Raw genomic sequence first — 23387 nt, 5'->3', positions numbered from 1 at the left:
CGCAAGGAGATTTTCCAGTCGGTCGGCAGCTAATTCGGAAAATGGCAACCGGCCGCTCGGACGGCCGGAGAGAACGGGCGCGCGTCGTTCGCAATCACTACGGGCAATCCCCGGCGAAAGACGCTATATATAGACAAAAGGAAATCGACCGATGCAGATCGAGCGGCGTTTCACCAAGGATGGACAATCGGCATATGCGGAGATCGAATTCCGCAAGGCGATTTCGGAAATCAAGAACCCGGACGGTTCGATCGTCTTCCGGCTCGCCGACATCGACGTGCCCGCCCAGTTCAGCCAGGTCGCGGCCGACATCCTCGCCCAGAAGTATTTCCGCAAGGCCGGCGTTCCCGCGCGCCTGAAGAAGATCGAGGAGAACGACGTCCCCTCCTTCCTGTGGCGCTCGGTTCCCGACGAGGCCGAACTCGAAAAGCTGCCCGAGAACCAACGCTACGGCTCCGAGACCGACGCCCGTCAGGTCTTCGACCGTCTCGCCGGCACGTGGACCTACTGGGGCTGGAAGGGCGGCTACTTCAAGAGCGAGGCCGATGCGCGCGCCTTCCGCGACGAACTCGCCTACATGCTCGCCACCCAGCGCGTGGCGCCCAACTCGCCGCAGTGGTTCAACACCGGCCTGCACTGGGCCTATGGCATCGACGGCCCCGGCCAGGGCCACTTCTATGTCGACCCCTTCACCGGCAAGCTGACCAAATCCAAGTCGGCCTACGAGCACCCGCAGCCGCACGCCTGCTTCATCCAGTCGGTCGCCGACGACCTCGTCAACGAGGGCGGCATCATGGACCTGTGGGTGCGCGAGGCGCGCCTGTTCAAATACGGCTCGGGCACCGGCTCGAACTTCTCGCATCTGCGCGGCGAAGGCGAAAAGCTCTCGGGCGGCGGCCGCTCGTCGGGCCTGATGAGCTTCCTCAAGATCGGTGACCGCGCAGCCGGCGCCATCAAGTCGGGCGGCACCACCCGTCGTGCGGCCAAGATGGTCGTCGTCGACGCCGACCACCCCGATATCGAGGCCTATATCGACTGGAAGGTGAAGGAAGAGCAGAAGGTGGCGGCCCTCGTCACCGGCTCCAAGATCGTGCGCCAGCACCTGACCAGGATCATGGCGGCCTGCGTCAACTGCGAAGGCCAGGACGACGACTGCTTCGACCCGAGCGTCAACACCGCGCTCAAGCGCGAGATCAAGGCCGCCAAGAAGAGCGCGGTTCCCGAGAACTACATCAAGCGCGTCATCCAGTTCGCGCGCCAGGGCTACACCTCGATCGAGTTCTCGACCTACGACACCGACTGGGATTCGGAAGCCTACCTCACCGTCTCCGGCCAGAACTCCAACAACTCGGTCTCGCTCAAGGACAACTTCCTGCGCGCCGTCGAGGACGACGGCGACTGGCACCTGACCGCCCGCAAGGACGGCAAGGTGCTGAAGACGCTGAAGGCCCGCGACCTGTGGGAGAAGATCGGCTACGCCGCCTGGGCCTCGGCCGATCCGGGCCTGCACTTCAACACCACGATGAACGACTGGCACACCTGCGCCTCCGCGGGCGCCATCCGGGCGTCGAACCCGTGCTCGGAATACATGTTCCTCGACGACACGGCCTGCAACCTCGCCTCGATCAACCTCCTGCCCTACCGCATGGAGAACGGCGAGATCGACATCGCGGCCTACGAGCACACCGTGCGCCTGTGGACCGTCGTCCTCGAAATCTCGGTGATGATGGCGCAGTTCCCGTCCAAGGAAATCGCCAAGCTCTCCTACGAATACCGTACGCTCGGCCTCGGCTACGCCAACATCGGCGGCCTGCTGATGACTTCTGGCATTCCCTATGACTCCGACGAGGGCCGCGCCATCTGCGCCGCGCTCACCGCGATCATGACCGGCATCGCCTACGCCACCTCGGCCGAAATGGCCGCCGAGCTCGGCGCCTTCCCCGACTACGACCGCAACGCCCAGAACATGCTGCGCGTCATGCGCAACCACCGCCGCGCCGCCTATGGCGACAAGGACGGCTACGAGAAGCTGTCGGTCAACCCGGTGCCGCTGGTCGCCTCCGACCTCAAGCAGCAGGAACTGGTGAGCCACGCCCGCGCTGCCTGGGACCGCGCCATCGAGCTCGGCGAGGAGCACGGCTACCGCAACGCCCAGGCGACCGTGATCGCGCCCACCGGCACGATCGGCCTGGTCATGGACTGCGACACCACCGGCATCGAGCCCGACTTCGCGCTGGTGAAGTTCAAGAAGCTCGCCGGCGGCGGCTACTTCAAGATCATCAACCGCGCCGTTCCCGAAGCGCTGCGCACGCTCGGCTATTCGGAAAGCCAGATCGCCGAGATCGAGGCCTATGCGGTGGGCCACGGCAACCTCAACCAGGCCTCGGGCATCAACCCCTCGACGCTCAAGGCCAAGGGCTTCAGCGACGAGAAGATCGAGGCGCTGAACGCCGCGCTCAAGAGCGCCTTCGACATCAAGTTCGTGTTCAACAAGTGGACGCTGGGCGAGGACTTCTGCAAGGACGTGCTCGGCTTCACCGACGCTCAGCTCGACGACTTCGCCTTCGAGATGCTGCCGGCGCTGGGCTTCTCCAAGAAGGATATCGAGGCCGCCAACATCCACGTCTGCGGTGCCATGACGCTGGAAGGCGCGCCCTTTCTCAAGGACGAGCACCTCGCGGTGTTCGATTGCGCCAATCCCTGCGGCAAGATCGGCAAGCGCTATCTCTCGGTCGACAGCCACATCCTGATGATGGCCGCCGCCCAGCCCTTCATCTCGGGCGCCATCTCCAAGACCATCAACATGCCCAACGAGGCGACGGTCGACGACTGCAAGAACGCCTACATGCTGTCGTGGAAGCTGGCGCTGAAGGCCAACGCGCTCTACCGCGACGGCTCCAAGCTGTCGCAGCCGCTGAACGCCTCGCTGATCGCCGACGCCGACGAGGACGAGGACGACGCGGTCGAGGCGCTGGTCGCGGCTCCCGCCGCCGCCAAGGCCGTCCAGGTCACCGAAAAGATCGTCGAGCGCGTCATCGAGCGGCTCTACCGCGACCGCGAGAAGCTGCCGAACCGCCGCAAGGGCTACACCCAGAAGGCCGTCGTCGGCGGCCACAAGGTCTACCTGCGCACCGGCGAGTTCGACGACGGCCGCCTGGGCGAGATCTTCATCGACATGCACAAGGAAGGGGCCGCCTTCCGCGCGATGATGAACAACTTCGCCATCGCCATCTCGCTCGGCCTGCAGTACGGCGTGCCGCTCGAGGAATATGTCGAGGCCTTCACCTTCACCAAGTTCGAGCCGGCCGGCATCGTCATCGGCAACGATGCGATCAAGAACGCCACCTCGATCCTCGACTACGTGTTCCGCGAGCTGGCCGTTTCCTATCTCGGCCGCAACGACCTCGCCCATGTGGACACTTCCGACTTCGGCAACACGGCACTCGGCCGCGGCATCAACGAAGGCAAGGCCCTGCCCTTCTCCAAGGGCCTGACCCGCGGCGCCCCGCTCAAGGTCGTCTCCGGCCTCGCCGGCGCCGACCCCAAGGGCTCGGCCACGCCCGCCGCGGCACCCGTGAAGGCCGCGCCGACCGCGTTCGCGGGCTCCAACGTGCGCGCCATCTCGTCGGGCGCCACGGTGACGGCGCTGAAGTCGGTCACCTCGGAGCTGCGCGAGGAATCGACCGCCTACAAGCGCGACTACGAGGAGCGCGCCAGGGAGTTCGCCGAGGACGTCGCCGAGGAAGAAACCGTGACCGAGACCACCTCGGCGCTGTTCTCCGACACTGCCGCCAACGAGGCGGCGGAAGCCAAGAAGCTGGCCGCCGCCCGCCGCAGCCAGGCGATGATGCAGGGCTACACCGGCAACGAATGCCTCGAGTGCCACAACTTCACCATGGTGCGTAACGGCACCTGCGAAAAGTGCGACACCTGCGGCGCCACCAGCGGCTGCAGCTGAGGGGCAGCCCCGGCAGCTGCTACTACGCTACTACTACTCCGACGGCTGCAACTGAGGGGCAGCCCCCGGCGGCCTGGATAGCATGAGACGAACCTGCTTCGGCCCGATCTCAAGATCGGGCCGAAGCTGCGAGGGGCGGAGTTCGAAGGCCTTCGTCATCCTAGGGCGGAGCAGGAGCGCAGCTCCGTCGCGAAGACCCTAGGATCCATGCCGTGCCATCGCGGCATGGCTCAAGCGGTCCAGAACGCGGGCGATCTTCCCTGACCGTCGCGCGCCTCGCCACCCTCACGGCATGGATCCTCGGGTCAAGCCCGAGGATGACGAGGGCGGAGAGACCGCTCCCGGCAATTGCCTCACCAGCCCAGCCCGCGAAACAACTCGTGCCAGTCTGGATTGGTCCTTTCGATCAGTTCGATCTTCCATTGGCGCGGCCAGCGCTTCAGCGATTTCTCGCGCTGGATGGCGTCGCGGATGTCGAAATGTTCCTCGTACCAGACGAGGCGATGCACGCCGTGCCGGGCAGCGAAGCCGGAGCCCTGGCCCGCCTTGTGCTCCGGCATCCTGCGCGCCAGGTCGTTGGTCACGCCGATATAGATCGTGCCGCGCTTCTGGCTGGCGGTCATCTAGACGAAGCCGGTCATGCCAAGACCTCGACCCAACGGGCATGCAACGCCGCATTCCCTCGGCACTCCGAATTGCCTGCAGCCGCCATCCCGGCAACCCGCCCGCCGGTTTCAACACCCTACAGTTGCAGCCAATTCGTGGAACCTGCAACCAGAATCGCCATAGGTCATGTCTTCTCGAGCAACAGGAGCGTGCGAGATGGCAAGCTGCACCGACCGGACTGGCGATACCTGGGAAATCTACAATTCAACCGACGGCTGGCGCTGGCGGCGGACCGCCTCCAACGGGCGCATCGTCGGCTCGGCGACCCAGGGCTATTCGAACAGAAGCGACTGCGTCGCCAACGCCCAACGCAACGGCATGACCTGCAATCCGGGCTGAACGCCACCGCAAGGCCGTCGCCGGCCGCGCCGGCATGGCGACGGCGCGCGTTCCCTGTTTGGCGATTGGGGCGCCCTCACCTGCACGCGGCGAGGCAGGCATTCTGCCGGCCGGCTGCCCGCATCGACGGGGCAAAGCTCCTTGCGCCGGCGCCGAGGCGGCTTTTCTCCGTTGCCTGCCGCGCCAGCAGGCGGATGTCGTCGGCACTGTATCCGTCGCGTTCCATCAGGGTCAGGATGATGGGTTCGCGCAGCAATTCCTCAAGCGTCGGTTCCGGGTGACCGGCCATAGTCGCCTCCGTTCGTGACCATTCGACCTCACGCATCCTAGGCGCCAACCATGACCGGCGAATGGCGGTTGCGTGACACCAAGCGGGCATTTCGTTGGCCGCCCACCAGCCTGGAACGCCCCAGCTACCAGCTGATGCGCGCCTGCGGCATGCCGTACATCAGCCTGCCGAACTCATCGGCGGTGACATGCACCAGCGTGCGGTGGTCGCCGCCCTCGAAATAGACGTCGCCGCCGCGGCGTAGCTGCTCGTCGATGACGCAGGCCACCCGGTATGGCACGCCGAGGATCGGCACCGCGCCCTCCTCGCAGTCGGGGAAAAGCGAACTGGCCTCGTCCTCGGTGGCCAGCCTGATCTTGTCGCCGATGATCTCGCGCATCCGCGCCAGATCGACGTGGCGGGTTGCCGGCAGAACGGCCAGCACATAGCCGTCGTCCCATTTCAGCACCACACCCTTGGCGATCGCGTTCCCGGGCACGTGGCAAGCCTCGGCCGTCATCATCGAACAGCCGGTCCGCGCATGCTTGGTGGCATCGTAATGGATGTGGTTGTCCTCGAGATACTCTTGCACTGTCAATGAGATAGCCATGACCACTTTCCTCCGCGGCAACATCGCCTCACTGCGGCCGGAAATGGCGAAAGCGTGCGGCACGCGCCGCGCGGCAAGGGTTCGGCCGCCTCATCGCCAGCCATGTCTCGGGGTCGGCTGGCCGCATCCTACGATGCCCGCATGGGGCATTCTCAGCGTGGCGGAACGATACATCCCCTCCCCCCCGCGGGGCAAGGGTCTTGGCCGCGCTGGTCCGGACCGGGCCCGCGCGGCCTGAAAGCCGGATCCCCGGCCTACTGCGCTTCCTTCACCTGCTCCTCCCAGGACTTCACCTTGGTCTCGCCGTTGAGGAAGGGCAGCGCCATCGCCGCCAGTTCGGGAGCGAAGAAGACGTCGTAGTGGGTGCGGTTGGGGATGATCGCCAGCCGGTTCTGCGACATGTTCTCGCGCATCCAGCCGGCGTCCTTCAGCCCGCCGCCGAGCAGCTGGTAGAACTTCACGATGTGCTCGGGGCGATACATGTCGCCGTCGCCATAGACCAGCATCACCGGCATCTTCAGCGTCTTGACGTCCTCGGACCAGTCGAAGGGCGTGCGCATCAGCTCGCCCATCAGGTCGAGCAGCTTCGGAAAGTCCTCGACCTTCGGCGCGACGGCCGCATAGGACTGGTACATCGGCGTCGGCTTCATCATCTCGGCCATGCCGGCGCCCACCTGCGCCTGCATCGGCAGCATTTCCGGATAGAAGCCGTCCTGGGCGAAGCCGGCCGAGACCAGCACCAGGCGGCGCACCATGTCGGGATGCTGCACCGCCAGCCGCATGGCGACGCCGCTGCCCAGGGAATAGCCCATGGCGTCGACCTTGGCGTAGCCCAGCTGCTCGAGCAGCCCGGCCATGTCGTCGCCCATGTCGATCAGGCTCATCTTGCGGTCGGTCAGGGCGGTGCGGCCGTGGCCGTAGAGGTCGACCGCGATCACCTGCCTGTTCTTCGACAGGGCCGGCAGCACCGGCCCGAACATGTCGATCGAGCCCAGCCCGCCGTGCAGCAGCAGCAGCGGTTCGCCCTCGCCGCGGATCTCGTAGTAATAGTTGACGCCGTTGACCTTGGCATAGCCGCTCTTGACCCCGTCGGCGGCCGCCTGGGCCAGTGCCGCGCCGCCGACGATGATCGTCATTGCGGCCGCGAGCAGCATGGTGATGAAACTGCGCATCTGTCGTCCTTCCTCGTTTTGCGGACCGCTCCGGCCCTTCGCCCCCTAGGACGAACCGACCGTAGCAGACCCGACATGGTGGAGAAAATTTTCCGAGGCGTGTTGGAGCACATCCGCCCGGGTTGTGGCTCTGGGGGTTGGCGGAAGCACCAACGGGCGCTCGTCTTCCCAGGGCGGAGAAGGAGCGAAGCCGGCGTGGAGACCTTTTCCACGGTCTGGCGATTTTGCCTTCAACGCCGCGATCCTTCCCACCCCCCTCTGTCCTGCCGGACATCTCCCCCACAAGGGGGGAGATTGGGCCGTCATCAACGCCCCTCCCAACCACCAGCGTTGCAGGAGCATTTCCTTGAGAGGCAGGCAGAAGCGGGCGAGACGCCGGAGCCGCCAATCTCCCCCCTTGTGGGGGAGATGTCCGGCAGGACAGAGGGGGGTGGGAAGGATCGCAACCTTGAAGATTTGCTCTCCGCGCACGCCAGTTTGGCAGTAACTCTGTCAGCAATGTGCGTGGAGAAATTCTCCCGTTTTTCCACCCCTCCAAAACCTCCCGTATCCTTGTGCCATCGCCCTTGTCGGGACCTGGTGCGCACCGGGTGTCAGGGAGGGCGGCGGTGACCTCCCGCCACGGCTGCGGTAGCCGTGGCTCCGAGGGCCCGTCGACAGGCCGGCGTCGTCCGGCACGCGCCGCAAATGGCGGGTGCCGGAGGATGCGGAGAAGCCGCGGGTTCAGGCCACGAAAAGACCGTGGGACGGACCTGTGACCGGCCGACCGAGGGACAGACACCGGGCGGGGCGCGGGGTTCGCGCCACGTATCAATCTATCGGACGGCTCGGCCGCGCGCCCCGCTTCCCGAACCACCTCCCTCCAACGGGAGTGTTCTTTGACAATGGCCAGGCGCGAAAGCGAGCGTGGCAATGGATAGGTATGCGGGACAGCCCCCCCTCTGGGTTGAGCCCGTCGAAGGGCCGCCCATCTCCCCCACAAGGGGGGAGATCGGGCCGTCACCGACGGCCAAAAACAAAAAGGCCAGGCCGATGCCGACCTGGCCCTTTGCGACCATAAAGTCGGCCTCAGAGCGTCCTGGCGAGCGCCTCGAGCTGCTCGGTGCACAGGCCCCAGCCCTCGTGGAAGCCCATCTTCTCATGTGAATCGCGGTCCTCGATCGACCAGTGCCTGACGGTGGCGGTGTATTTGGTCTTGCCGCCGCCGGCGTCCTCGAAGGTCAGGATGCCCACCATGAAGGGCTTTTCGGAAGGCTCCCAGGCACTGGTGAAGGCGTCGGTGAACACCAGCTTCTGGTTCGGCACGACCTCGAGGTAGACGCCGGAGCTCGGATAGTCGACGCCCTCGGGGCTGCGCATCACGACAGCGCTCGTGCCGCCGGCGCGGGCGTCGAGCCTGGCGCTCGCCGTCGTCCAGGGCAGCGGCGCGAACCACTTGGGCAGCAGCGCAGCATCGGTCCAGCAGCGGAAGACCTTCTCGCGCGGCGCATCGATGATGCGGCAGAGGACGAGTTCGCGGTCGCTGGCGGGAGTGGCTTCAACAACGGTGGTCATGGGAAATCTCCGAATGAGGTCAAGTTCCACCACAAGGACGTACGGCGTCCAGCGGCTCCTACACCGCACGGTGTAAAATCTTCGCGAGGTCAATGCCGGCGGGCATGCACCAGATAGGCGTCGATGGCCGTCTCGCCCAGCCATTTCGCGGCTTCGAGCCGGTGCAGCCCCTCGATCAGGACATAGCGGTCGCCGTCGACACGCACCTGGATCGGCATCTTCATGCCGTTTTCGAGGATGTCCTCGGCGAGATGGCGCACGGTCTCGGGGTGCAGCGTCTTGCGGCGCGCGGCGGGCACGTAGATGGCATCGAGAGGGATACGCTGAATTCTGAGCATGGAGGCTCCCGCACAGGCACGAGGCATAGATTTTCGCAGATGGGCCGCGCTGTCGAGAGGCTTCGGCGGTCAGGGCTTCTTCTTCGCCGCGCGTCGCCTGGCATCGTCGATCAGCATGTTGGCGAGTTGCATGCGCACCATGGCGCGCTGGCGCAGATGCGGGGCTACGCGGTCGGGATGGTTGGCGAGCGCGAAGCTGCGGCGCATCTTGGCAAGCTCGGCGGGCTTGGCCTCGGCCAGTCCGAGTTCGGCGGCGATCGCATCCGGATCGATCGATGGCGGTTCGGGCTCGTCGGCGGCCGCGGTTTCGGTCTTCATCATGTCGAGCAGCGACACGAACTCGTCTTCGAGCGCAGCCCCCGCCTCGCGGTACTCGGCGACGACCGTCTGCCCGTCGACACGGATGCGGCCCGAATGGAGCTCTTCGGCGACGGCGAGATAGTCGAAGGGGATGGTCGGCGCAGGCGCAACCTCGGTCCGCTCCGATGCGACGATCAAGTCGTCGAGCAGCGAAGCGAAATCGCGACTGGTTTCGGTGCCCATGCAAGCCCCTCCCGCACGAAACGCATGATACGGCAAAACTTGCCGGAACATAGTCCAAGCCGGTTAAAAATCGCTTCGAGGCAATCGCCGCATCTTATTGGATTCCGGACAGGTTCGGCGGCTGCCCGGGACCGGCTCTGCATGGCAGACATGCTTATGTTGCACTGCACAATCGGCGAAGAATCGCCTATATGTAGCTGAGGGAGGACCAACAGGAGCCTGAGAGATGGGTTTCTACACCGAATTGTTCGCCCGGCCGCGCCCCCGCGAAGAGGCCCGCTACCGCGCAGCGCTGGCGCTGCTCAACGCCATGAGCAATGCCGACCGTTTCGACATCGGCATCAAGCCGGCGGATTTCCCGCGCATCGCCCGCGAAATGTCGGCACGCCAGGCGTGACGGGCCTTTCGCGTCACTGCGCTGCCGCAATCCATGATGCATGATTGCGGCAGGCAGGAGATTCGCGATGAGGACCTTTTCTTCGACCAGCGCCGCCGCCCTGGCCCTGACCGGGCTCTGGTCTCTGCAGTCACTGGCGGCTGAAACGCCCTATCTCGACGACCGGTCCGACCCCGCGGCCGTGGTGCGCTCGCTCTACAACGCCGTCAGCCGCAAGGAATATGCCCGCGCCTGGGACTATTTCGGCGACACCAAGCCCGCCACGGACTTTTCGAGCTTCGCCAAGGGGTACGAGACGACCAGCCGGGTCGACGTCGAGACCGGCCCGGTGAGCGAGGAAGGGGCTGCCGGCAGCATCTTCTACAACATCCCGGTCGCGATCCGAGCCGTGAACGCCGACGGCTCGGAACAGGTCTTCGCCGGCTGCTACACCGCCCGGCAGGTGAACGCCTCGATCCAGGAGCCGCCATTCCGGCCGATCCAGCTCGACAAGGGCAGCCTCAAGCCGGCCGACGGCGAGCTTGCCGACGCCGTCCCCAAGCAGTGCGGCGAAGCGCCGCCGCCCGAGACCGACGCGGTGCTCGAGCTTGCCAGGAAGCTGTTCGCGACCAGCCGCAAGGGCCAATGCGACGCCGGCGACGGCAGCCGCGACGACGCGGTCGCGAACTACACCATCTCCTATCGCAACAAGACCGACGCCGATGACGCCGCGCCCAGCACGGCCCGGCTGTTCCGCTTCTTCTGTTCGATGGGCGCCTACAACGAAACCCATGTCTACTATCTCTGGAACGAGATCGAAGGCGTGCGCGAGCTGCATTTCGCGGTGCCCGAACTCGACATCAGCTACGAGAACGACAACACCGAAGGCAAGGTCGAGAGCGTCGACATCATCGGCTATCGCTCCGAGGGCGAGCTGGTCAACTCGTTCTACGACGAGAAGAAGCTGTCGATCGCCTCGCACTCGAAGTGGCGCGGCGTCGGCGACGCCTCGTCGGACGGGCTGTGGATCTTCCGCGACGGCGCCTTCACGCTGATCAAGTACGACGTCGACGCCTCCTATGACGGCGAGATCAACCCGGAGAACGTGCTCGACTACGACACCGGGCCGTGACGACCAACTGACGGCTTCCGGACGGAAAACCGCTTCGCGCTTTTCCCGGAATCACTCCAGGATCCAGTTGAGCGTCTCGCGCCAGTCGGTCATGCGGATCGGCGTGCCGTGGGTGCCGGTCTCGAAGCGGACGAAGCGCGCCGGATAGCCTTTGCTCTTGGCCAGGATCGAGCGGAAGAAGGCCTCCTGCTTCTCGACCGGGAACACCGGATCCTCGCTGCCCTGGCCGAAGAACACCGGCACCTTGGCGGCGAAGGCCGGGGACTTGAGGAAGCCGTCGTCCCACAACGAGCCGAGCAGCATCAGCCCGCTCAGCCGCCTGGCAACGTCGGCGTTGCGCGCCAGCCCCCAGCACAGCGCCCCGCCCATCGAGCCGCAGGCGACCACGATCCTCGCGCCGGGCGACCGCGCGGCGTAGTGATCGATCAGCGCCGCCACCTCGGCCACGCCCTTGTCGCCGAAGTCGGAGAAGTCCGGCGACAGATAGAGCCCGCCATTGGCGACCATCAGGTTCTTGATGCGGTTGAAATTGCCGCCGAAGGTGAAGTCGTCGACCCCCTGCTTGCGGCTGCCGCCCTGGCCGTGGAGGTAGAGCACGATGACCGCAGCACCCTCGGTCTTGCCGACGGCGAAATGCCGGATGTCGCCGGCGTCGGTCTTGAGCACCAGGTCCTGCTGCGCCCGGCGGACTCCGGTGGAGACATATTTTCCCTGCACGCGGCGTTCCGGCACCTGGTCGCGCTCATCGATGTCACGCGCCTCGCGATAGTCGACGACGCGGTAGGTCTCGCCCTCCGAGGACAGCAGCGACGGATAGGCGAAGAGCTCGTCCTTGTAGGGGGCGAGGGTCTGGGCGTGGGCGGGGAAGGCGAAGGTGGCGAGCAGGACCGGTGCCACCGCACGCAATAGGCAGGCAGAAAGCCGGTGGAACCTTGCGCTCCTGCGCACCCCCCTCTGTCCTGCCGGACATCTCCCCCACAAGGGGGGAGATTGGCTGTCGTCGGCGCCTTCGCCCTTCTGCAACGTCGGGTAAGCGACGCCGGCAAAGCTGCTGATCTCCCCCCTTGAGGGGGAGATGGCCGACAGGCCAGAGGGGGGCGCGAAGGAGTGCAACTTTGAATCGAGCGACATAGCCAAGGCTTGGCTAGCCGACAGTCCATTTGTCAACAGCGTTCAATCCTGCAGCACTCCGCCGGCCGTCCGCAGCGCTTCGGGCGTGTCGACGTCGACGGCGGCACCAATGCCGATCTCGACGTCGATGACATCGACGCCCTCGCCCTCGATCAGGTGGCGGGCGCCGGTGTCGCCTTCGAGATGGGCGACGGCGGCGAACAGCGCCCTGGGCAGGATCACGGGATTGCCGCGCTTGCCGCCATGGGTGGCGCGGACGACGGCGCGGGCCCCGGCGCGTTCGAAGGCTTCGATCAGGCGGTCGAGATCGCCCGGCAGCACCTCGGGCATGTCGCCGAGCACGATCAGCGCGCCGGCGGCATCCTCGGGAAGTGCGGCGACGCCGGCCTTCAGCGAACCGGCGAGGCCGCTGGCGAAGTCGGGGTTGTGGGCAACGGGCAGGTCGAGCCCGGCGAGCGCCTCGCGGATGCGGCCGGCCTGGTGGCCGGTGACGACCACTGCCGCCTCGGCCCTGGAGGCGAGAACGCGTTCGGCCGTGCGGCGCACCAGCTGCTTGCCCTGGAACAGGGCCAGGAGCTTGTTGGGCCCGCCCATGCGACTGGAGCGCCCGGCGGCGAGCAGCACGGCATGGACCTTCGGCGGAACGGGCACGGCTGGCGCCTCGCGCGGCTGCGGCCGCGACGGAATTTCCATGAGCAGGCCCCCTACCCCCATGCCGCCGATGTCGGCCGCGGTGATCTCGAGACCGGCGATCAGGCGGTCGAGCACCCAGTCGAAGCCGTTCTCCTTGGGGCTGCGGGCGCAGCCGGGGGCGCCGAGCACGGCGGTCTCGCCGATATGGCCGAGCACCAGCAAATTGCCGGGATCGACGGGCATGCCGGAACGGGTGACGCTGCCGCCGGCGGCGCGGATCGCCGCGGGGATGACGTCGTCGAAATCGGCGAGCGCCGAGGCACCGAAGATGACGAGCAGGTCGTGATCGCGGGCAAGCACCTTCGCGGCCTCCGCTACGGCGCCCGCCTCGTGCGGCGTGCGCCGCTCCGCGGTCATACGGCTGCCGGAACGCGCGAGCCGCTGCTCGGTGACGCGGGCGGTCTTGTCGAGCACGCTCGCCTTCACGCTCGGCAGCACTGTCTGGATGACGCCGACGCGCCTGGCGACGAACGGATTGACGGCGAAGATCTCGCGGCCGGCGCACAGGTCGACCACCTTGCGCACCAGCTCGCCGGCCACGGCGAAGGGGATGATCTTGACGGTCGCAACCATCTGGCCCGCCTCGACGGTGGCATGGCGTGCAAGCGTCGCGACCGTGATCGACGGATCGACCGCGTTGATGGCGTCGATCAGGGCGGCATCGACGGTGAAGACGCCCGCCAGGCCGGCATGCAGGTTGACGCGACCGGTGGCGGCCGGCTTCGCCTCGACATGGCGATGGCGCATGGCGGCGGCGATCGCCGTGGCGGCTTCGTCCTCGCCGAGGTCGCCCGGCTCCAGGGCGGCGACGACGACCTCGCGCAGGCCCGTGGCCTGCAAGGCTGCGACGTCGTCCGCACCGAGAACGTGGCCCTTGCGGTAGCGACGGTCGCCGGCAGCGGTCGCGTGGGCCAGCACCGCGCCCTGGGCTTCACTAACCGGGACGGGTCCGAACTTCACGCCGCCTCGCCTTTCGTGTCGCCGGCGAGCCCGCGCGAGCGGAAGGCGGCGATGACCTGCGCCAGGACCGCGACGGCGATCTCGGCCGGGTTGGCAGCACCGATGGCGAGCCCGATCGGCGCGTTGATGCGCTCGATCTGCTCCGGCGTCGCGCCCATGGCGAGCAGCCGTTCGACGCGCCTGGCATGGGTTTTCCGGCTGCCCAGCGCGCCCACGTAGAAACACCCGGCGTCGAGCGCGGCCTTGAGCGGATAGTCGTCGATCTTGGGATCGTGGGTGACCGCCGCGAGTGCCGCGTAGCGGTCGAGCGGATGATCCCTGAGCACGTCCTCGGGCCATTCGGCGCTGAGCTCGACGTCAGGAAAACGCTCGCCGCTGGCAAACGCCGTGCGCGGGTCGATGATCTCGAGCGGGAAGCCGGCGATCCTGGCCATGGGCGCGAGCGCCTGGCTGATGTGCACGGCGCCGATCACCACCAACCGCGGCTGCGGCAGGTGCACGTTGAGGAAGAAGCTGCGGCCCTCGGCCTCGACCATGCCCGAAGCGCCGGTGCGAAACGCCCTGGCGATGGCGGCACCGAGTTCGCCGGCGACCGCATCGCCCTCCCTGACGACGCGGTCGCGGCCGTCGCCGAGATCGGTGACGACGATGGCCGCGCGCCGGGCCCGGCGCTCGGCATTGAGGGTCTTGAGAACATACGGATCCATTCGATCACCCCAGCCGCTCGACATAGACCCGGATGCGGCCGCCGCAGGAGAGCCCGACCCGCCAGGCCGTCTCGTCGGCGACGCCGAATTCGAGCATCCTGGGCTTGCCGCTGGCAATGACGTCCAGCGCCTCTGAGATCACCGCGCCCTCGACGCAGCCGCCGGAGACGGAGCCGTGAAAGGTACCCTCGGCATCGATGACGAGGTGGCTGCCGACGGGACGCGGCGCAGAGCCCCAGGTCTCGACGACGGTGGCGACCGCCACGTCCTTGCCGTCCTTCATCCAGCCCTCCGCGATGATCAGCGGATCGCGGGCCTCGTCCAGGAACTTGCTTGGCATCGTTTCCTCCCTTCCGATGCTCACGCCGCGCGGCTCAAGCCGGCAAGCCATCGCCTCGGATCGCTGCTGCGCGAAGCGGGCGCGCCGAGCGAAGCGCAGAGATCGCCGAGCGCGTTGAGATTGTGGACCGCACGGAACTCGTCGACATGCGGCAGCATGGCGCGCACGCCGCGGGCACGCGCCTCGAAACCGTCGAAGCGCAGCAGCGGGTTGAGCCAGATCAGCCGCCGGCAGGACTTCTTCAGCCGCTCCATCTCCTCGGACAGGCCGGCGACGTCGTCGCGCTCCAGCCCGTCGGTGATGAGCAGGACGACCGCGCTCTGCCCCAGCACCCGCCGCGACCACAGCCGGTTGAACTCGCCGAGCGCGTCGCCGATGCGCGTGCCGCCCGACCAGTCCTTGACCATGGCCGCGCAGCCGGCCAGCGCCTCGTCGGGGTCGCGGTGGCGCATCTGGCGCGTGAGATTGGTGAGCCGCGTGCCGAAGACGAACGTATTCACGCGCCGACGCTTCTCGGTCAGCGCATGCAGGAAATGCAGGAAGATGCGCGTGTACTGGCTCATCGAGCCCGAAATATCGGCAAGCACGACGAGCGGCGGATGCACCTCGCGGGCCGAACGGAACTTCGGCAGGATCAACTGGCCGCCGGTGCGGGCAGCCGCACGCAACATCGCGCGCGGATCGGCCTTGGCACCATGCGGGTCGGGCTTGAAGCGGCGCGTGCGCACCAGGTCGAAGGGCAGCCTCAGCGCTGCGATCTCGCGTCGCGCCCGCGCAAGCTCGGCGGCGCTCATCTGGGCAAAGTCCTTGGCGCGCAGCACCTCGTTGCCGGAGACCGTGAAGCGCGCGTCGACCTCGATTTCGGGAATCTCGCGCGGTGGCCGGGCGTTCTCGTGACCCTCGAACATTGCCTGGCTGACGCGGCTTTCGGCGGCGCGCGGCTTCTGCTTTTCGCGGTGATCGAGCGCCACGGGTGAAAACATCGCCAGCATCTTCTCGATCAGCTCGCGCGACTTCCAGAACAGGCGGAAGGCCTCGTCGAAGGTGGCATGGTCCTCGTGGCGGGTGACGAGCACGGCGTGCAGCGTCCAGTAGAAATCGTCGCGCGTGCCGATGCCGGCGGCGAGCACCGCCTCGATGGCGTCCTTGACCGAGGCCGGGCCGACCCGCATGCCCGCCTTGCGCAGCGCACGGGCGAAATAGACGATGTTGTCGGCAATGCGACCTTCGGGCTGGATGACGATGGGCGGGGACGCTTTGGTCATACCCCCACCCCTAACCCCTCCCCACAAGGGGGAGGGAGACTTGGAGAGCGGGCGTCCCACCTGACAACCCACCGAATCGCGTCGCGCAAAACCGGCGCGAACGCAGCAGAATTTCCCCTCCCCCTTGTGGGGAGGGGTCAGGGGTGGAGGTAAACGCGAGCGCTTCCATCGCCCTACTCCGCCGCCGCCAGCTCCGCCTTCACCTCTTCGAGGATGCGGCGGCCCTCGCCCTGTTCGATGCGGGCGATGTCGTCCTGGTATTTGAGCAGCACGCCGATGGTGTCGGACACGGTCTCGGGATCGAGCGCTATCTTGTCGAGCTCGGTCAGGGCGCCGGCCCAGTCGATGGTCTCGGCCACGCCCGGCACCTTGAACAGCTCGATCTCGCGCAGCCTCTGGATGAAGCGGACGACCTCGGCCGAAAGCCGGCGGTTGGCTTCGGGCACCTTGCGGCGGACGATCTCGAGCTCGCGCTCGGCATTGGGATAGTCGACCCAATGGTAGAGGCAGCGGCGCTTCAGCGCGTCGTGGATCTCGCGCGTGCGGTTGGTAGTGATGATGACGATCGGCGGCTCCTCCGCCTTGATGGTGCCAAGCTCGGGCACCGTCACCTGGTAGTCGGAGAGGATCTCGAGCAGGAACGCCTCGAACGCCTCGTCGGTGCGGTCGAGCTCGTCGATGAGGAAGACGGGAGCCGCACCCTCCTTGCCGGTCAGCGCGTCGAGCACAGGGCGGCGGATCAGGTATTTCTCGGAGAAGACGTTCTTCTCCATGTCCCTGCGGTCGACCTTGCCTGTAGCCTCCTCCATGCGGATTTCGATCATCTGCGCGGCATAGTTCCACTCGTAGACGGCGGAGGAGACGTCGAGACCCTCGTAGCACTGCAGGCGGATCAGCCTGCGGCCGAGCGCGCTGGCCAAAACCTTGGCGATCTCGGTCTTGCCGACCCCGGCCTCGCCTTCGAGGAAGAGCGGGCGGCGCATGCGCAGGCTGAGGAAAAGCACGGTCGCAAGCGCGCGGTCGGCGACATAGTCGGCGCCGGCGAGCATCGCGAGCGTCTCGTCGATCGAATTGGGCAGGGGACGAGGCGCAAGATCGGTCATGGTGCTTCCGAAGATCGGCCTAGAGCACGTGGTAGCTGCGGCCGTGGTAGATCAGGGGACGGAGGTTATCGCCGATGCGCAGGCCTGTCACCCTGCCGAACATGATGCGGTGGGTGGCCATTTCCTTGGCGTCGACGAGCTCGCAATCGAACACCGCCACCGCATCGATGAGCACCGGGGCGCCGGAAGCCAGCACCTCCCACTCGGCCATGGCGAACCGGTCTTCCGGCGAAAGGCCCGTGACGCCGGAAAATGCGACGGCCAGCGGTTCGTGCCTGGCGGCCAGGGTGTTGAGGGCAAAGTTGCCGTTCTTGACGAAGGCGTCGTTCTTCGGGTTCTCGCGATTGACGCAGACGAGCACCGTGGGCGGATTGTCGGTAACGGAGCAGGCGGCAATCACGGTCGCGCCGCGCCTGCCGGCCGCCCCATCGGTGGTCACCAGATGCACCGCACCGGCAAAGTGGCTCATCGCGTCGCGGTAGGCCTGCGGCCCGACTTCAAACTTCTTCAGCACCAAACTTTTCCTGCGGTGGAACCTGATCGCTATATATGGCCGCATAATTGAGCCCACAAGCAAATGGGCCACAAGTGCATTGCGCTTGTCCGGGCCAGGCAGTAGGTCAAGCAGGCTGCGTAAATATACGCACGCCGAGGATATTGTTGGATCGAATGCGACCCGCTGCGGGCATCATCACGGCATGTGCGGCCTCGTTGCTTGCACTCGCCGCCAAGGCCGAACCGGCCAGGATCGGTGTGGCAGCGCCGCTATCCGGCGCCCCCGGCATATTGGGCGGGCAGGTCCGATCGGGCGCGGTGATCGCCGCCGAGTCGCTCGGCGTGGCGCTCGACGTCATCGACGATCGCTGCACCGCCGACGGCGGCACCGCGGCGGCCCAACGCTTCGTCGAGGCCAAGGTCACGATCGCGGTCGGGTTTCTGTGCTCGGAAGCCCTCGAAGCCGCCCTGCCCGCGCTGAAGCAGGCGGGAATCCCGGTCATCACCGTCGGCGTGCGCACCGACGGCCTGACCGACCGGCGCGAGAAGACCGGCTGGCCGGTCTACCGGCTCGGCCCGCGCGGCGACGGCGAGCGCGACACGGCAGCAGCGATCCTGACGAAGATGTGGCGCAACGAGCTGTTCGCCGTCGTCGACGACGGCACGATCTATGGCCGCGAGCTCGCCGAGAGTTTCCGCGTGGCGGCCGAGCAGTCCGGCCTCAAGCCGGTGTTCGTCGACACTTTCAGGCCGCAGCTCGACAACCAGCTGGCGCTGGTGGGCCGCCTGCGCAAGGCGGGCGCGACGCATGTGTTCGTGGGGGGCGACGGCGAGGACATCGCGGTGATGGCGCGCGACGCGGCCGTGCTCGGCACCGACATGGTGTTTGCCGGCGGCGAGACGCTGCGCCTCGCCGACCGTGCGGTTCCGCCCGCCGAAGGCACGCTGATGATCGCTCCGGCGGAATGGACGAGCATGGCAGCGCCCGCGGTCATCTCGGCCTTCGAGGCCCGCAAGGCGACGACCGACGGCTATGCGCTGCCGGCCTATGCGGCGGTGGAGATCGCCAACGCCGCGGCCACCAGCGGCAAGCCGCCCGCCGAGGCGCTGGACGGGGGCGATTTCGACACGGCGCTGGGAAATATCCGTTTCGACGCCAAGGGCGACCTGGCCGCAAACCCCTACCGGCTGTTCCGCTTCGACGGGACGAACTACGTGCCCCTGGAAACGCAATGACGCTGAAAGCCGGACCGCTCAACCTGATCACCGACGTCGCGGGCCTGACCGTCGGCAATGCCGCCGACCAGAAGGTGAAGTCCGGCACCACGGTGGTGGTTTGCGACACGCCCGCCACGGCCGCCGTGCAGGTGCTGGGCGGCGCGCCGGGCACGCGCGAGACCGACCTTCTGGAACCGCACAACACGGTCGAGACGATCAACGCCCTCGTGTTGTCGGGCGGCTCGGCCTTCGGCCTCGACGCCGCCTCGGGGGTGCAGGCGGCGCTGCGCGAAAAGGGCATCGGTTTTGCCATGCGCGACCAGGTTGTCCCGATCGTGCCGGCGGCAATCCTGTTCGACATGCTGAACGGCGGCGACAAGGACTGGGGGCGCTATCCGCCCTATCGCGAGCTCGGCTACGAGGCGACGCAGGCGGCCACGCGAAAATTCGCGCTCGGCACGACGGGTGCAGGGACCGGCGCGCTGACCGCAGGGCTCAAGGGCGGCCTCGGCTCGGCCTCGACCGTGCTGCCCAACGGGGTGACCGTCGGCGCGCTGGTCGCCGTCAACGCCACCGGATCGGTGACCGTCGGGCGGAGCAGGCATTTCTGGGCGGCTCCCTTCGAACTCGGCGGCGAATTCGGCGGCCTGGGTTACCCCTCGCCGATGCCTCAGGATGCGGCCCGCGTCTTCAAGAAATACGAGAAGGACGACGGCGCAGTGGCCAATACCACGATCGCCGTGATCGCCACCGATGCGGTGCTGAGCAAAGCCGGAGCAAAGCGGCTGGCGATCGCCGCCCATGACGGCTTCACCCGCGCCGTCTGGCCGGTGCACACGCCCTTCGACGGCGACCTCGTGTTCGGGCTGGCGACAGGGGCGAGCGGGATTTCGGTGGGGCAAGCGGATATCGTCGATTTCTACGCCGCGGCGGCCTCGACCATGGCGCGGGCGATCGCACGCGGAGTGCATGCGGCGACCGCCGCTCCCGGCGATGTGATGCCGCCATGGTCGGCGCGGTGATGCAAATTCCTTTTTAATCGGTAGTTTAGCGCATTCGCCTGAACGACTGATTCAATCCAGGGAGAGGTGGCGTGGGTAGCTGGAAGCTCTTTTGCCTCGCGGGCGCGCTGTCGCTGGGCGTTTCGCAGGCCGCCGTGGCGGGCGACGCGTCCGAGCTCAACGTGCTCGGCTTCAGCGCCGACGGCAAGATCTTCGCCTTCGAGGAGTTCGGCATCCAGGACGGCTCCGGCTTTCCTTACGCCAACCGCTTCTACATCGACACCGCCACCGACAAGTTCATGCCCGGCACGCCGGTCAGGGTGCGCCTCGACGACGAGGCCGCAGGCCTTGAAGCGGCGCGCGCCGAAGCCCGCAAGCAGGGCGCCAAGGTGGTCGCGGACGAGGTGCTGGCCGAGAACCGCGGCTATCTGGCCGGCTTCAACGCGATCACCGAGGCCAGCGCCGACCCGTACCGGATGACGGTCAACCCGCGGCCGGTGTTCCCGCCGATCGACGAGCAGCTCGAGTTCCGGCTGGAGGAGGTCTCGCTCGGCGAGATCGAGCGCTGCCCGTTCGGCCCGATCAAGGGCTTCAAGCTGTCGCGCGTCGACGCCAAGGCAGGCGACAAGGTGCTGCAGGAAGACACCTCGGTGCCGCAGAGCCGCGGCTGCCCGACCGGCTACCGGATCGGCGGGGTGCAGACCTTCGAGGGCGGCGCGGTCCATGCCGTGCTCGTCTCGGTCATCGGACAGGGTTTCGAGGGACCGGACCACCGCTGGCTGGCCGTGACCGGCAGGCGGTGAGACCGCGGCGCGCCTTGGCCCGGACGGAAGCACCGGCTGCTGCCGACGACGGCTTCTGGCCACGGCTGCGCAAAGCCATGCCGGCGCGGCGGACGGCGCTGGCGGGTTCGCTCGCGTGGGGTGCGGCGATGGGCGCGAGCGCGCTCGTGTCGCTGCTGTTCGTCCATTGGGAGACCCCGGCGCTGATGCGCTCGGTCGTCGCACTGTTTGCCGTGGGCGGGGCCATCGCCTTTCCCCTCGCCTGCACCATCGCCCTCATGGTTTCGCGCGGCCGCAACCGGCAGACCGCGTTTGCCGCCGCCTTCGTGTCCTTCGCAGCAGTCACGATCGGGCTTACCGCGCTGATCTACGCGCTGCAGTACCGGCGCTATTATGCCGAATGGCATGCCGCCCCCTTCACCATGACCTGGACGCTGCAACTCGTCTTCACCGGCCTCGTCGCGCTCTACCAGTTCGCCGTTCTCGGCATCCGGCTCTATTTTCCGCTCGGCATGGCAGCGCTTTTCGCGGTCGCGCTCTGGTTTGCCCGACGTTCGCGTTGAGCATTGGGCCAGCCTCTGTTAGGGGAGCCGCAACGAAACCGCAGCAGGACGAGCCCCGCCATGATCCCTCGCTATTCGCGGCCCGAGATGGTCGCCATCTGGTCTCCCGAAACGCGCTTCCGCATCTGGTTCGAGATCGAGGCCCATGCCTGCGACGCGCTGGCCGAAATCGGCGTGATCCCCAAGGAAGCGGCGAAGACGATCTGGGAAAAGGGCGGTGCCGCCAAATTCGACGTCGAGCGCATCGACGAGATCGAGCGCGTCACCAAGCATGACGTCATCGCCTTCCTCACCCACCTCGCCGAGTTCGTCGGCCCGGATTCGCGCTTCATCCACCAGGGCATGACCTCGTCGGACGTGCTCGACACCTGCCTTTCGGTGCAGCTGGTGCGCGCCACCGACATCCTGCTCGCCGACGTCGACGCGCTGCTTGCGGCGCTGAAGCGCCGCGCCTTCGAGCACAAGGACACCGTCACCATCGGCCGCAGCCACGGCATCCATGCGGAGCCTACGACCTTCGGCGTCAAGCTGGCGCTGGCCTATGCCGAGTTCTCGCGCTGCCGCGAGCGCCTGGTGCATGCCCGCGAAGACATCGCCACCTGCGCGATCTCGGGCGCCGTCGGCACCTTCGCCAACATCGACCCGCGCGTCGAGGAGCATGTCGCAGCCAAGCTCGGCCTGAAGCCGGAACCGGTGTCGACCCAGGTCATCCCGCGCGACCGCCACGCCATGTTCTTTGCCACGCTCGGCGTCATCGCCTCGTCGATCGAGCGCCTTGCCACCGAAATCCGCCACCTGCAGCGCACCGAGGTGCTGGAAGCGGAAGAGTATTTCTCGCCGGGCCAGAAGGGCTCGTCGGCGATGCCGCACAAGCGCAACCCGGTGCTGACCGAGAACCTGACCGGACTTGCCCGCATGGTCCGTTCCTATGCGGCACCGGCGATGGAGAACGTGGCGCTGTGGCACGAGCGCGACATCTCGCACTCGTCGGTCGAGCGCATGATCGGCCCGGACGCGACCGTCACCCTCGACTTCGCGCTCGCCCGCCTCACCGGCGTCATCGACAAGCTCGTCGTCTATCCCGACAACATGCTGAAGAACCTCAACAAGTTCCGCGGGCTGGTGCATTCGCAGCGCGTGCTGCTGGCGCTGACCCAGGCCGGCGTGTCGCGCGAGGACGCCTACCGGCTGGTGCAGCGCAACGCCATGAAGGTGTGGGAGGAAGGCAAGGACTTCCTGGAAGAGCTGCTCGCCGACAAGGAAGTGACGGCGGCGCTGCCGGAAGCCGCGATCCGGGAAAAATTCGACCTCGGCTACCACACCAAGCATGTCGACACGATCTTCAAGCGGGTTTTCGGATGACCAAAGACGGGAGACACTACGTCACGCATTTCGGCGTGGTGTCTCTCACCACCGAGGAGCTGTCGTCCTTGGATGCAAATGAACGAGACTTCATTCTGGCGTCATCGTTCATCACGAATGACATTCGATTCTATTGGTCGCTTATGGCGAGATCGCCAATTGATGCAGGTGAAGGCAATCGCGATCTGGCCGCGATGCAATATATTCGCTGGCTGTGGAGTACGAGAAAGCTAGCGAGCGTGTTGTTTGAAGCAATTGACACTCTTGACCACCTCCGCGGACGAGTAACATTGGCGCGTGCTGAAGGGGCAGTTATCAAGAAGGGGCTTCGTTCCAGCAAGTGCTTTGCGGTGGCCAAGGAGTACCGCAACAGGTCGGCCCACCATTTCGCGAAATACGGCCTGGACTTTGACCTCGCCAATTTCGATGAGAAGGCGGAGCATCGGCACTTTGCTCACCCGCAGCAGGGCAACAGCATAAGCGAGCTCGGCGAACAGATATTTACATTGCCGACGCTGCAAAAGATTGCCCCGGGAGTAACGCCTGAACATTTCGACAAATGGTGCCAGGACTGCGCCAGCCAGATAACGAGATTTTGCGACAAGGTCACCGCAGAAATTCTCACGATCAGATTCCCCGACAAGACGTACGTTACCAAGTCTCTCCATGTTGCCAATGAAGCGGAGGCGCCGGACCATAGGTGGCCGCTGTTCTTGGAGTCCGTTTGGAAAGTCAGGGATGGGCATTCCGGCGTAGGAGGTTGCCGCCCATGGCGACGAGGATCATGGCCTGGGAGACGTCAATCCGCTTC

The 23387-nt window shown here is 66.5% G+C and carries 24 protein-coding genes; 10 read left to right on the top strand and 14 right to left on the bottom strand.

Features of this window, described 5'->3' with window-relative positions:
• Positions 1-151 precede the first annotated feature (151 nt).
• Positions 152-3958: a vitamin B12-dependent ribonucleotide reductase gene (locus tag J2X50_RS12250; protein ID WP_429095192.1), complete on the top strand. Its 3807-nt coding sequence runs from the start codon at positions 152-154 to the stop codon at positions 3956-3958.
• A 353-nt stretch (positions 3959-4311) separates the two neighbouring features.
• On the opposite strand, the gene J2X50_RS12245 is transcribed toward J2X50_RS12250, so the two are convergent.
• Positions 4312-4581, bottom strand: a complete 270-nt coding sequence (locus tag J2X50_RS12245) for a GIY-YIG nuclease family protein (protein ID WP_429095189.1) — start codon at positions 4579-4581, stop codon at positions 4312-4314.
• Between the two features lie 199 nt (positions 4582-4780).
• On the opposite strand from J2X50_RS12245, the gene J2X50_RS12240 reads away from it, so the two are divergent.
• Positions 4781-4963, top strand: coding sequence for a YegP family protein (locus J2X50_RS12240; protein WP_340037538.1), 183 nt, complete (start codon positions 4781-4783; stop codon positions 4961-4963).
• Between the two features lie 76 nt (positions 4964-5039).
• Here J2X50_RS12240 and J2X50_RS12235 read toward each other — a convergent pair whose 3' ends face one another.
• The 6 genes from J2X50_RS12235 to J2X50_RS12210 all read right to left on the bottom strand — a co-directional run bounded on the left by J2X50_RS12235 (position 5040) and on the right by J2X50_RS12210 (position 9448).
• Entirely contained in the window at positions 5040-5288 is a 249-nt protein-coding gene (locus J2X50_RS12235; protein ID WP_429095187.1) for a hypothetical protein, read from the bottom strand.
• Between the two features lie 88 nt (positions 5289-5376).
• The gene (locus J2X50_RS12230) at positions 5377-5841 is read right to left on the bottom strand and encodes an aminoacyl-tRNA deacylase (protein ID WP_429095184.1); all 465 of its coding nucleotides are present in this window, start codon (positions 5839-5841) and stop codon (positions 5377-5379) included.
• Between the two features lie 254 nt (positions 5842-6095).
• Entirely contained in the window at positions 6096-7013 is a 918-nt protein-coding gene (locus J2X50_RS12225) for an alpha/beta fold hydrolase (protein WP_429095182.1), read from the bottom strand.
• A gap of 1068 nt (positions 7014-8081) precedes the next feature.
• Entirely contained in the window at positions 8082-8567 is a 486-nt protein-coding gene (locus J2X50_RS12220; RefSeq protein ID WP_429095179.1) for an SRPBCC family protein, read from the bottom strand.
• An 89-nt stretch (positions 8568-8656) separates the two neighbouring features.
• The gene (locus J2X50_RS12215) at positions 8657-8905 is read right to left on the bottom strand and encodes a ParB N-terminal domain-containing protein (protein ID WP_347966717.1); all 249 of its coding nucleotides are present in this window, start codon (positions 8903-8905) and stop codon (positions 8657-8659) included.
• Positions 8906-8974: 69 nt separating this feature from the next.
• Positions 8975-9448 (bottom strand): hypothetical protein, encoded by a 474-nt coding sequence (locus tag J2X50_RS12210; RefSeq protein WP_340037546.1) that lies wholly within the window; start codon positions 9446-9448, stop codon positions 8975-8977.
• Between the two features lie 226 nt (positions 9449-9674).
• Between J2X50_RS12210 and J2X50_RS12205 the strand changes: the two genes are divergently transcribed.
• Both J2X50_RS12205 and J2X50_RS12200 read left to right on the top strand, forming a co-directional pair.
• Complete coding sequence (locus J2X50_RS12205) at positions 9675-9845, top strand: hypothetical protein (RefSeq protein ID WP_340037548.1); 171 nt, start codon at positions 9675-9677, stop codon at positions 9843-9845.
• Positions 9846-9912: 67 nt separating this feature from the next.
• Positions 9913-10956, top strand: a complete 1044-nt coding sequence (locus J2X50_RS12200) for a DUF1176 domain-containing protein (RefSeq protein ID WP_429095175.1) — start codon at positions 9913-9915, stop codon at positions 10954-10956.
• Between the two features lie 51 nt (positions 10957-11007).
• On the opposite strand, the gene J2X50_RS12195 is transcribed toward J2X50_RS12200, so the two are convergent.
• The 7 genes from J2X50_RS12195 to J2X50_RS12165 all read right to left on the bottom strand — a co-directional run bounded on the left by J2X50_RS12195 (position 11008) and on the right by J2X50_RS12165 (position 17669).
• Positions 11008-11862: an alpha/beta hydrolase family protein gene (locus tag J2X50_RS12195; RefSeq protein ID WP_429095551.1), complete on the bottom strand. Its 855-nt coding sequence runs from the start codon at positions 11860-11862 to the stop codon at positions 11008-11010.
• 267 nt (positions 11863-12129) lie between these two features.
• Positions 12130-13740: an NTP transferase domain-containing protein gene (locus tag J2X50_RS12190; RefSeq protein WP_429095172.1), complete on the bottom strand. Its 1611-nt coding sequence runs from the start codon at positions 13738-13740 to the stop codon at positions 12130-12132.
• Positions 13737-14447: an XdhC family protein gene (locus J2X50_RS12185; protein WP_429095169.1), complete on the bottom strand. Its 711-nt coding sequence runs from the start codon at positions 14445-14447 to the stop codon at positions 13737-13739. The genes J2X50_RS12190 and J2X50_RS12185 overlap by 4 nt, the downstream gene beginning before the upstream one ends.
• A 4-nt stretch (positions 14448-14451) precedes the next feature.
• Entirely contained in the window at positions 14452-14787 is a 336-nt protein-coding gene (locus J2X50_RS12180) for an XdhC family protein (protein ID WP_429095166.1), read from the bottom strand.
• Between the two features lie 20 nt (positions 14788-14807).
• Positions 14808-16052, bottom strand: coding sequence for a vWA domain-containing protein (locus J2X50_RS12175; RefSeq protein WP_429095163.1), 1245 nt, complete (start codon positions 16050-16052; stop codon positions 14808-14810).
• 173 nt (positions 16053-16225) lie between these two features.
• Complete coding sequence (locus tag J2X50_RS12170) at positions 16226-17155, bottom strand: AAA family ATPase (protein WP_429095160.1); 930 nt, start codon at positions 17153-17155, stop codon at positions 16226-16228.
• Between the two features lie 19 nt (positions 17156-17174).
• A complete protein-coding gene (locus J2X50_RS12165; RefSeq protein ID WP_429095158.1) occupies positions 17175-17669 on the bottom strand; it encodes a flavin reductase in 495 nt (164 codons plus the stop codon).
• Positions 17670-17824: 155 nt separating this feature from the next.
• Here J2X50_RS12165 and J2X50_RS12160 point away from each other — a divergent pair, with 155 nt between their 5' ends.
• The 6 genes from J2X50_RS12160 to J2X50_RS12135 all read left to right on the top strand — a co-directional run.
• Positions 17825-18886 carry a branched-chain amino acid ABC transporter substrate-binding protein gene (locus J2X50_RS12160; RefSeq protein WP_429095155.1) on the top strand — a complete coding sequence of 354 codons (1062 nt, stop codon included), beginning with the start codon at positions 17825-17827 and terminating at the stop codon, positions 18884-18886.
• A complete protein-coding gene (locus tag J2X50_RS12155; RefSeq protein ID WP_429095152.1) occupies positions 18883-19890 on the top strand; it encodes a P1 family peptidase in 1008 nt (335 codons plus the stop codon). The genes J2X50_RS12160 and J2X50_RS12155 overlap by 4 nt, the downstream gene beginning before the upstream one ends.
• 71 nt (positions 19891-19961) lie before the next feature.
• A complete protein-coding gene (locus J2X50_RS12150; protein WP_429095149.1) occupies positions 19962-20672 on the top strand; it encodes a DUF2259 domain-containing protein in 711 nt (236 codons plus the stop codon).
• A 14-nt stretch (positions 20673-20686) separates the two neighbouring features.
• Complete coding sequence (locus J2X50_RS12145; protein ID WP_429095146.1) at positions 20687-21214, top strand: hypothetical protein; 528 nt, start codon at positions 20687-20689, stop codon at positions 21212-21214.
• A gap of 60 nt (positions 21215-21274) precedes the next feature.
• A complete protein-coding gene (purB, locus tag J2X50_RS12140; protein WP_429095144.1) occupies positions 21275-22576 on the top strand; it encodes an adenylosuccinate lyase in 1302 nt (433 codons plus the stop codon).
• The coding region (locus J2X50_RS12135; RefSeq protein WP_429095141.1) for a hypothetical protein at positions 22573-23387 on the top strand (815 nt) is incomplete at its 3' end. The genes purB and J2X50_RS12135, both read left to right, overlap by 4 nt.

This window comes from Aminobacter sp. BE322 (assembly GCF_050433525.1).
In the GTDB taxonomy this organism is placed as follows: domain Bacteria; phylum Pseudomonadota; class Alphaproteobacteria; order Rhizobiales; family Rhizobiaceae; genus Aminobacter.
Note: the sequence above shows the minus strand (reverse complement) of the source record. Positions and strands in the feature narration are given on the sequence as shown.

What these genes read in the sequence shown, in the direction of transcription:
- J2X50_RS12250 (WP_429095192.1), top strand. Translation starts at nt 152, where the DNA reads ATGCAGATCGAGCGGCGTTTCACCAAGGATGGACAATCGGCATATGCG.
- J2X50_RS12245 (WP_429095189.1), bottom strand. Translation starts at nt 4,581, where the DNA reads ATGACCGCCAGCCAGAAGCGCGGCACGATCTATATCGGCGTGACCAAC.
- J2X50_RS12240 (WP_340037538.1), top strand. Translation starts at nt 4,781, where the DNA reads ATGGCAAGCTGCACCGACCGGACTGGCGATACCTGGGAAATCTACAAT.
- J2X50_RS12235 (WP_429095187.1), bottom strand. Translation starts at nt 5,288, where the DNA reads ATGCGTGAGGTCGAATGGTCACGAACGGAGGCGACTATGGCCGGTCAC.
- J2X50_RS12230 (WP_429095184.1), bottom strand. Translation starts at nt 5,841, where the DNA reads ATGGCTATCTCATTGACAGTGCAAGAGTATCTCGAGGACAACCACATC.
- J2X50_RS12225 (WP_429095182.1), bottom strand. Translation starts at nt 7,013, where the DNA reads ATGCGCAGTTTCATCACCATGCTGCTCGCGGCCGCAATGACGATCATC.
- J2X50_RS12220 (WP_429095179.1), bottom strand. Translation starts at nt 8,567, where the DNA reads ATGACCACCGTTGTTGAAGCCACTCCCGCCAGCGACCGCGAACTCGTC.
- J2X50_RS12215 (WP_347966717.1), bottom strand. Translation starts at nt 8,905, where the DNA reads ATGCTCAGAATTCAGCGTATCCCTCTCGATGCCATCTACGTGCCCGCC.
- J2X50_RS12210 (WP_340037546.1), bottom strand. Translation starts at nt 9,448, where the DNA reads ATGGGCACCGAAACCAGTCGCGATTTCGCTTCGCTGCTCGACGACTTG.
- J2X50_RS12205 (WP_340037548.1), top strand. Translation starts at nt 9,675, where the DNA reads ATGGGTTTCTACACCGAATTGTTCGCCCGGCCGCGCCCCCGCGAAGAG.
- J2X50_RS12200 (WP_429095175.1), top strand. Translation starts at nt 9,913, where the DNA reads ATGAGGACCTTTTCTTCGACCAGCGCCGCCGCCCTGGCCCTGACCGGG.
- J2X50_RS12185 (WP_429095169.1), bottom strand. Translation starts at nt 14,447, where the DNA reads ATGGATCCGTATGTTCTCAAGACCCTCAATGCCGAGCGCCGGGCCCGG.
- J2X50_RS12180 (WP_429095166.1), bottom strand. Translation starts at nt 14,787, where the DNA reads ATGCCAAGCAAGTTCCTGGACGAGGCCCGCGATCCGCTGATCATCGCG.
- J2X50_RS12175 (WP_429095163.1), bottom strand. Translation starts at nt 16,052, where the DNA reads ATGACCAAAGCGTCCCCGCCCATCGTCATCCAGCCCGAAGGTCGCATT.
- J2X50_RS12170 (WP_429095160.1), bottom strand. Translation starts at nt 17,155, where the DNA reads ATGACCGATCTTGCGCCTCGTCCCCTGCCCAATTCGATCGACGAGACG.
- J2X50_RS12160 (WP_429095155.1), top strand. Translation starts at nt 17,825, where the DNA reads ATGCGACCCGCTGCGGGCATCATCACGGCATGTGCGGCCTCGTTGCTT.
- J2X50_RS12155 (WP_429095152.1), top strand. Translation starts at nt 18,883, where the DNA reads ATGACGCTGAAAGCCGGACCGCTCAACCTGATCACCGACGTCGCGGGC.
- purB (WP_429095144.1), top strand. Translation starts at nt 21,275, where the DNA reads ATGATCCCTCGCTATTCGCGGCCCGAGATGGTCGCCATCTGGTCTCCC.